This is a genomic window from Shewanella sp. SM29 (assembly GCF_025654245.1).
In the GTDB taxonomy this organism is placed as follows: Bacteria; Pseudomonadota; Gammaproteobacteria; order Enterobacterales; family Shewanellaceae; genus Shewanella; species Shewanella oncorhynchi.
The window spans coordinates 19776-28385 of sequence record NZ_JAKKRN010000045.1 but is presented as its reverse complement, the minus strand read 5'-3'; the positions used below and the strand labels follow the sequence as shown (position 1 = coordinate 28385).

The 8610-nt window shown below is 43.4% G+C and carries 2 protein-coding genes and 1 pseudogene; all 3 read left to right on the top strand.

The window, feature by feature from the left end:
• Nucleotides 1–11 precede the first annotated feature (11 nt).
• Nucleotides 12–4943, top strand: a pseudogene (locus L5L77_RS20995) (VCBS domain-containing protein); the annotation flags it as partial.
• Nucleotides 4944–5033: 90 nt separating this feature from the next.
• Nucleotides 5034–7211 (top strand): type I secretion system permease/ATPase, encoded by a 2178-nt coding sequence (locus L5L77_RS20990; RefSeq protein WP_105250446.1) that lies wholly within the window; start codon nt 5034–5036, stop codon nt 7209–7211.
• Nucleotides 7208–8590 carry an HlyD family type I secretion periplasmic adaptor subunit gene (locus L5L77_RS20985; RefSeq protein WP_168825932.1) on the top strand — a complete coding sequence of 461 codons (1383 nt, stop codon included), beginning with the start codon at nt 7208–7210 and terminating at the stop codon, nt 8588–8590. The genes L5L77_RS20990 and L5L77_RS20985 overlap by 4 nt, the downstream gene beginning before the upstream one ends.
• The last annotated feature ends 20 nt before the right edge of the window (nt 8591–8610 follow it).

The following is an 8610-nucleotide window of genomic DNA, read 5'->3' as shown; positions in this document are numbered from 1 at the left end:
TGCCAGGCACAGTACAAACGGTGGCCGGCACCTTAACCGTCACCGACGTCGACAACGGCGAAGCGGTATTCCAAGTGCAAACCAATGTCGCCGATGGCAACTACGGTTTCTTCAGCATTGATGCCGACGGTAACTGGACCTACACCTTAAACAACAGCCACAGCGACGTGCAGTCACTCAAGGCGGGTGAAACCCTGACCCGTGACATCACGGTCACCAGTGCCGATGGCACCGCCAGCCACACCGTGACCATCACCATTGTCGGCGCGAACGACTATCCAGTAATAAATTCCGTATCAAATGCTACGGTATCTGAAGAGGGGCTACTTAACGGTATAATTGATGTTATTGGTAATTCTGATACTACAGATGATGTTTCTGCTAGCGGCACAATAAATATTAATGATGTTGATGGTGACTCTTTAAGCGTTTCACTTTCTGGCCCAACAGAATTAATGTCAGGCGGACAAGCTGTAAATTGGCTCTGGGATGCGAATACACAAACACTAATAGGCTACACAGGTGTTATTGGCGGCTCTTCCTATGTTGAAGTTATGGCTGTAGTTCTAACCGCTCCAACTTCTGGTGATTCCAATTGGACCTATGATGTGACTTTAAAGGCACCACTTGATCATCCAGACACTACATCTGAAGATACTATTACATTCGATATAGGTATTACTGTTAATGATAATCATGGTGGCACCTCTACAGGTAGCTTTAGTGTTACGGTTGAAGATGACGCACCTGAAATCGCATCTATTAGCCCTGTCGAAGTAACGAATATAGATATTCCTGATACTTTAGTCGGTCTATTCTCTCTAACTGGCTATAGTGGCAACAACAATCTTCTTGATTTTGATGGTTTTACGATCACAGCCAAAGGATTTACCTCTTCAACAAACTCTAATTTAATTGATGCCGCAATCTATGGAAGTGGTAACGGGATAGGAGTTAGCAGTGTAGGGGCTCCTTATCATAATCTCGCGAACGAAGTCGATTTCCGTAAATTTGCGGATGGAAGTTCTGCATCTGAAGAAATCATCATTACTCTCGATCCAGGTACTGTTGCCTACGGCGTGAATATCCAGTTTTCCCATATGTTTGGCGGCGAACTAGAAGTCGGTGTCGTCGAGTTTTGGCGAGATGGCCAACTTATCGCAACTCAAACATTTAGTTCAGATGCCAGCAGTGGCAACTATGCGGCCAACTTCCAAGCCTTACAAGGTGGCTTTGACAAAATGGTCATCAAAGCCCTTGATAATGGCAAAGGTCCAAGTAGCGGTGATAATAGTGACTTCACTGTTACAGCTATTGAGTTTTTAGGCACTGCAACACCACCGGCAATCGCCTTTGCATCAGGAACAGTAACCCCAGAATGGGGTGCAGATGGTAAAGGTTCGCTCACCTTACAAGGTAGTGATGAAACCAATTTGTTCACGGCAGCAGGCAGTGCAATCACTATAACCCAAACGGCAAATACACTAATTGGGGTTGATGCAGCTGGTCACTTGGTATTCAAACTTGAGTTTACCCCAGGTACAGGTCAATGGGACTTTCATCAATATCAAGAGATGTTACAACCTAGCGATGGTGATATTGATTTCAAAGTAAGAGCCACTGATGGAGATGGCGATCATACAGATGGTACTTTCTCTGTTATTCCACAAGTTTATGTTGATACAACGCCACCTTCGGCACCTGAAGTACGCATCATCGATGATGTAAATGATGACGCGTATTTGACGAGTACAGAGATAGGTAATAATGGCGTTCAAATACAGGTCAAAATTAATGCGAGTGACTTTAATACTGGCGGCAGTGTACATCTAGAAATCGATAATGCAGGTAATAATAGTACAGTAGACCTCATTCTTGACAATGGCGTACTGAAATTTAGTAATGGTGCTCTAGCAACAGGTTACACCTATACAAATGGTGTTATTACTTGGACAGAGCCTACTCCAACTGCAGGTCAGGCAATCTCAGTCACCGCCACTCAAACTGATAGTGCGAATAATGAATCAGCTGAAGGCACGGATAATGCTACCGTTATTGATGCGACTGACGATCGTTATACCATCGACGAAGATCAGCAGCTAACGGGTAATGTTCTTACCAATGATCAACTCGGCAATCTGAGCATCACTAGCTTCAGAGTCATGTATAACGGTATGCAAACCAGTTTTAACGCTGGGCAAACCATTACCTTGGCCGTGGGTAGCTTATTAATACAAGCTAATGGTGAATTCCAGTTTATTCCAAATGATAACTGGGCAGGCGAAATGCCAAGTGTAACCTACACAACAAATACTGGTTCCACAGCAGCACTTGATATCACTGCCTTACCTATAGCAGATAAGCCTGTAGTTAACGTTATTCTGACTGATAATGGCATACCGCTTTACAGTAACTTTAAGACTTCAGGTATCACTACCGAACAATTCCGTACGAGCGATTTTACTACCGCACCATTTAATACTGGTACGCGTACTATTGATAATACTTCCGGACAAGATCAGTTGCTCGGTACTGGGGGGAACGATCATCTTGTCAGCGCAAATGGCGGCGGTGATCTACTCTACGGTATGGATGGTGATGACATACTCGTCGGCAGTGATGCCGTTCAAGGTGACTCTCTCTATGGCGGAACAGGAAATGATGTTCTTGTTGCTGGTCTAGGTAATGACGGACTCTACGGTGGTGCAGGAACAGATATCGCCGTACTTCTTGGCAACCGAGCCGACTACATAATTGAGAAAGGCACAGGCTACTCTAGCAATGATCGTTGGTTCAACTTCTTTGTAACTGAAAATGGCATCGGTGTTACTAAGGCCCTGCATGATGTTGAGTATGTGCAATTCAAGGATGGCATATACGCGATCAATCAAATCACAGGTGAACTCACATTAGAACAGCCTACAGCTGTAGACTATCCAATCGAAATTAATGTGTCACTTGCGGATCGAGACGGTAGCGAAAGCATCGATAGCATTCAGCTCAGTGGTTTACCCGAAGGCACCTTACTCTACAGCAGTAACGGTACATTGATGGGGACTGCAGATGCAGACGGTAATATTCTTCTAAATCATGGCAGCGTATGGAACAGTGCATCCTTAGATGTCAATCTGACAGGATTAACATTAAGGGTTCCTGGTGAATATGCAGGTCAAGTCAACCTCGTTGTCGAAGCTGTATCAAGAGAGTCAGGTACAGACCTAACCAATACTGCAACAGATGCAGATAGCGTCATTCTTAGCTACTTCAGTGGTCATGAAGGAGAGCCTGGCGATCAAAATCTTAACTTTGGTAATGAGCACAACATTGTGGTCGGCGATTTAGACGGTAGCGTTATTTTGCCAGGTCAAAACTACAATATCGCCTTTATGGTTGATAGTTCTGGCAGTATAAATAGCGCCACGTTGAGTACAATGACTGATCAATTAGCGCAGGTATTTGAAACACTTAAAGCCAGCGCAGGTTCAAATGGTGCTGGGGTTGTAAAATTATTCCTTGTCGACTTTGACTCCCATGGCAACAAGAGTATTAGCGTAGACTTAAGTTCGCCAAATGCTCTGTCCCAACTGCAAACTATATTACAAAGCATGGTTTCAGGTGGTAACACTAACTATGAAGACGTATTTAAAACTACGGCAAATTGGTTTAGTAGTGCAGATGCAACAGGAAATGCGGGAGCAACGAACCTGGCTTACTTCATTACTGATGGACAAGCAAATAGATACAATACTAATGAGGGATCAAATCCATTGATAGATGATTGGATTAATAACTCTAAAGATGTTTATCTCAATACTCTATTACAAAATGGTTATATACCAGGACAAGTGTATAAGTCTAATAACTACACAATTATTAATGCAGCTGGTGAAGTGTTTAAAATAGATACGCAGGGAAAATCTAGCCTGATTGGTTATATGCGCCCTAATGGTACTGGTACCTATGAATACTCAAGTCTAGGAAGCAATAGTGGTAGCATTGATAGCCAATCTCAAAGTGGTTTCGCATTCTTATCAGCCCTTGGCGTCACAGTAGCTGCAATCGGAATGGGTTCAAGCTTAAACAATAGTGACTTACTTCCTTACGATTCGGACGGACATATCCAAACGGGTGTCAACGCTGAGGATTTAGCTGATGCGATCATTGGTACTCCAATTACCCAACTGCCAGGATCTGATACCATCAACGGTGGTAACGGCGACGATATACTCTTTGGTGATGCCATCAACTTTAACGGTATCAGTGGCCAAGGTTATGTTGCCATCAAAGATTATGTTGCTGATCAGCTAGGGGTAGCTGCAGTAACCGATGCCCAAGTACATAGATATATTACTGAGCATGCATCTGATTTTGACCAATCTGGTGCCAGTGATAAGGCAGATGTTCTTATCGGCGGACAAGGTAATGACATACTTTATGGGCAAGGTGGGAATGATCAGCTTTACGGCGGTAATGGTAATGATCTTATATTTGGTGGTGCTGGTAACGATACTATTATTGGTGGCCTAGGAAACGATAAACTAACGGGTGGGACTGGTGCTGATACTTTCGTCTGGCGCTATGCAGAAACGGGAACAGACCATATCACTGACTTTAATATCCATGAAGATAAATTGGATTTAAGCGATTTACTCCAAGGTGAAAGTAACAACACACTACACAGTTATTTAAACTTTAGCTTAGTTAGTGGTTCAACTGTGATTGATATCGATGGCAATAAAGACGGTGTGTTTGAGCAGCATATCGTTCTTGACGGTGTTGATTTGTATAGTGCGTATAACACTACAACAGAGACTGGCATTATTAATGGCCTACTAGGTACTAATGGCAGCGGTCCGTTAATTGTTGATACTCAGCCAGTCACACCAGAACCAAGTTCAGGTCTTGCACCATTGAATAGCAATGAGCAGCATAATATCCCTTAGACAAAATCGTTTGGATGGCCTATAGAAATATAGGCCATCATGACCGATACTTGCCATAACCATATAAAAATCCAAAGGATAAGTAATTAGGTGTCTGCTGCAGCTTCTGAAAAAATTGATCAATGGACCATTTCAGCCTCACAAAGAGTGTTAGTGGATCCTTTGCTGGATTGTTTAGTGTTACTCACTGAGCATTTTGGCAATCCGTGCTCGAGCGATTCGCTTGCGGCAGGTTTACCCTTGTCAGGTACCGTATTATCACCTGACTTATTACCTCAGGCGGCTTCAAGAGCGGGTCTAGCGGCTAAGCTATCTCGAAAAGGATTAAACGAAGTATCACCTATATTGCTCCCCTGTATTTTATTATTAAAAGACAAAAAAGCCTGTATATTGCGAGAACTTGATGTTGCATCAGATAAAGCAATTATTCAATTACCCGAGACGGGCGGTGAAGAGACACTGACAATTGAGTCGCTCGAAGCCTTATATGTGGGGTATTTATTCTTAGTCAAACAAGAATACCGTGGCGACATGGGCTTCGATGTTTATCTACACGATAATAAAACCCACTGGTTAGTCCAAACCCTCAAAGATTCAGCACCCATTTATCGTGATGCATTAATCGCTTCTGTATTGGTGAATTTATTCGCCTTAGTTTCACCGTTATTTATTATGAATGTGTATGACAAAGTCGTCCCAAACCTCGCCTTTGAATCCCTTTGGGTTTTAGCGATTGGTGCGGCGATTGCTTATATGTTCGATCTTATCATGCGGCAACTTAGAAGTTACCTCATCGATGTTGCAGGAAAAAAAGTAGATATTATTGTGTCTTCGCGACTTTTTGCTAAAGCGATAGGTATTCCCCTAGAAAAACGTTCTCCTAGTATCGGCGGCATGGCGAAACAGTTAGGTGAATTCGATAACATTCGTGAAATTTTAACTTCGGCAACGATCACTACTTTAGTCGATCTCCCCTTCGCGATATTTTTCTTAATTATTATTTTTATTGTCGCTGGTGATCTCGCTATAGTTCCAGTCATTGGCGGCATCATTATTATTGGCTTCACGCTTTATATTCAACCTAAACTCAAAGCGGCAATCGAAGAAGGCAATAAATTTTCAAGCTTAAAACATGGGCATTTAATTGAGAGCTTATCAGCGCTAGAGTCAATTAAAGCTAATGGTGCTGAAGGAATTGTGCAAAAAAGCTGGCAACAGATGATAGGCCACAGTGCAAACTGGCAATTAAGGTCAAAAAAGCTCTCCAACTCTGTATCGAACGTAGCGAACTTTACGGTGCAATTTACCGTTGTCTGCGTGGTGATTTTGGGCGTTTATCGTGTGGCTGATAATGCGATATCTATGGGCGGAATTATTGCTGCGGTCATGCTATCGAGCCGTGCCATTTCACCGATGGCACAACTTGCAGGCCTGATGACGAGAGCAAACCACACAGCCAGTGCACTACGCCAACTGAATGAAATCATGACTCAAGAAGATGAGTTTGAAAATAAAGGGCATTTAGTTAGCAAACAAAGACTCATAGGCAAGATCAATGCTGATCATGTCGGTTTTAGTTATCCAGGTTCTGAAAAGCCTGTGTTGCATCCGATGTCGCTGACGATTAATCCTGGCGAACGCATTGCCATTATCGGTCGAAATGGTTCAGGTAAAAGTACGCTCGCTAAGCTACTGGTCGGGCTATTTCAACCCACGGCAGGAAGCTTGCGCTACGACGGTTTAGACTCAGCACAGATTCATCCGAGTGATTTACGTCGTAATTTTGGCTACTTACCCCAAGATGTCACCCTATTCCATGGTTCTATTCGCGACAATATTTTATTTGGTACACGTCAAGTCACTGAACATCAACTCATCCGCGCGGTACAGCTTTCTGGTGTGAGTCAATTCACCAACCTAGAAGCAGAAGGCCTAGACCAACAGGTCGGCGAAGGCGGCATGTCACTCAGTCGCGGGCAAAGACAAACTGTCGCCCTTGCTCGCGCCACACTGAATGATCCCCCAGTGTTACTGATGGATGAACCTACGGCGAGTTTAGATGCTCGCGCTGAACAACAATTTATTCGTTCAATGCAAAATGTCAGCAAAGATAGAACGTTAATTCTTATTACCCACAAGATGCATTTATTGCAACTCGTCGACCGCATTATTGTACTTGAACGCGGCCATGTGGTTGCCGATGGACCTAAAGCAGAAGTGCTAGAAAAACTCAATTTTGGCCTAGTGAACGGAGAGGCTAAAAGATGAGTAAACATTTAACAACAAACGACTTAGATATGGTTGATGATGTCTATGGCGCCATGATGACAGACGCTCCCAGCGGACACAGATTAATCATATGGGCACTTGCTGCTATGGTAGTGTGTTTTTTACTGTGGGCGGGGTTTGCTCAATTAGATAAGGTTACTACTGGAACGGGAAAAGTGATTCCTTCATCGCAAGTTCAAGTGATCCAAAGTCTAGATGGCGGCATAATGCAAGAACTCTACGTTCAAGAAGGTGAGATAGTCACAAAAGGGCAGCCTTTAGTGCGTATTGATGATACCCGCTTTCGCTCCGACTTTGCTCAACAAGAGCAAGAAGTTTATGGCTTAAAAACCAATGCTATCCGCATGCGCGCCGAACTCGACAGCATTCTAATATCAGACATGACCTCTGATTGGCGTGAACAAGTGCTAATTACTAAAGAAGCATTGATATTCCCTGAAGCTATCATTGCTGCGGAACCCGCCTTAGTGAAAAGACAACAAGAGGAATACAACGGACGCTTAGATAACTTAAGTAACCAACTTGAGATCCTCGTACGTCAAATTCAACAAAGACAGCAAGAAATTGATGATCTCGCCTCTAAAACAACGACATTAACGACGAGCATGCAGCTAATCTCCCGCGAGCTTGAACTCACTCGACCTTTAGCCAAAAAAGGTATTGTTCCTGAAGTTGAGTTACTCAAACTCGAACGCACGGTAAACGACTTGCAAGGTGAATTGAATTCAATGCGTTTACTCCGCCCTAAAGTAAAAGCTGCATTAGATGAGGCTATCTTAAAACGCCGTGAAGCCGTATTTGTTTACGCTGCAGAGCTACGCGCGCAGCTCAATGAAACTCAAACCCGCCTCTCTCGCATGAATGAAGCACAAGTTGGCGCGCAAGATAAAGTCAGTAAGGCGATTATCACCTCCCCTGTTAATGGCACCATTAAAACCACGCATATCAATACACTGGGTGGTGTAGTGCAACCTGGGATCGATATTATCGAGATAGTTCCGTCGGAAGATCAACTGCTGATAGAAACTAAAATCTTGCCTAAAGATATCGCTTTCTTACATCCAGGATTACCCGCCGTAGTAAAAATTACCGCCTATGATTTTACCCGCTATGGCGGCCTTAAAGGAACTGTCGAACATATTAGTGCCGACACTTCTCAAGATGAAGAAGGCAATAGCTACTATCTCATCAGAGTTAGAACTGCAGAATCTAGTTTAACCAAAAACGATGGCACACAGATGCCAATTATTCCGGGAATGTTAACTTCAGTTGACGTTATCACGGGGCAAAGATCCATACTTGAGTACATTTTAAATCCAATTTTAAGGGCTAAGGACACAGCGCTCAGAGAGCACTAAGCCTTTTTTTTATAAACCGG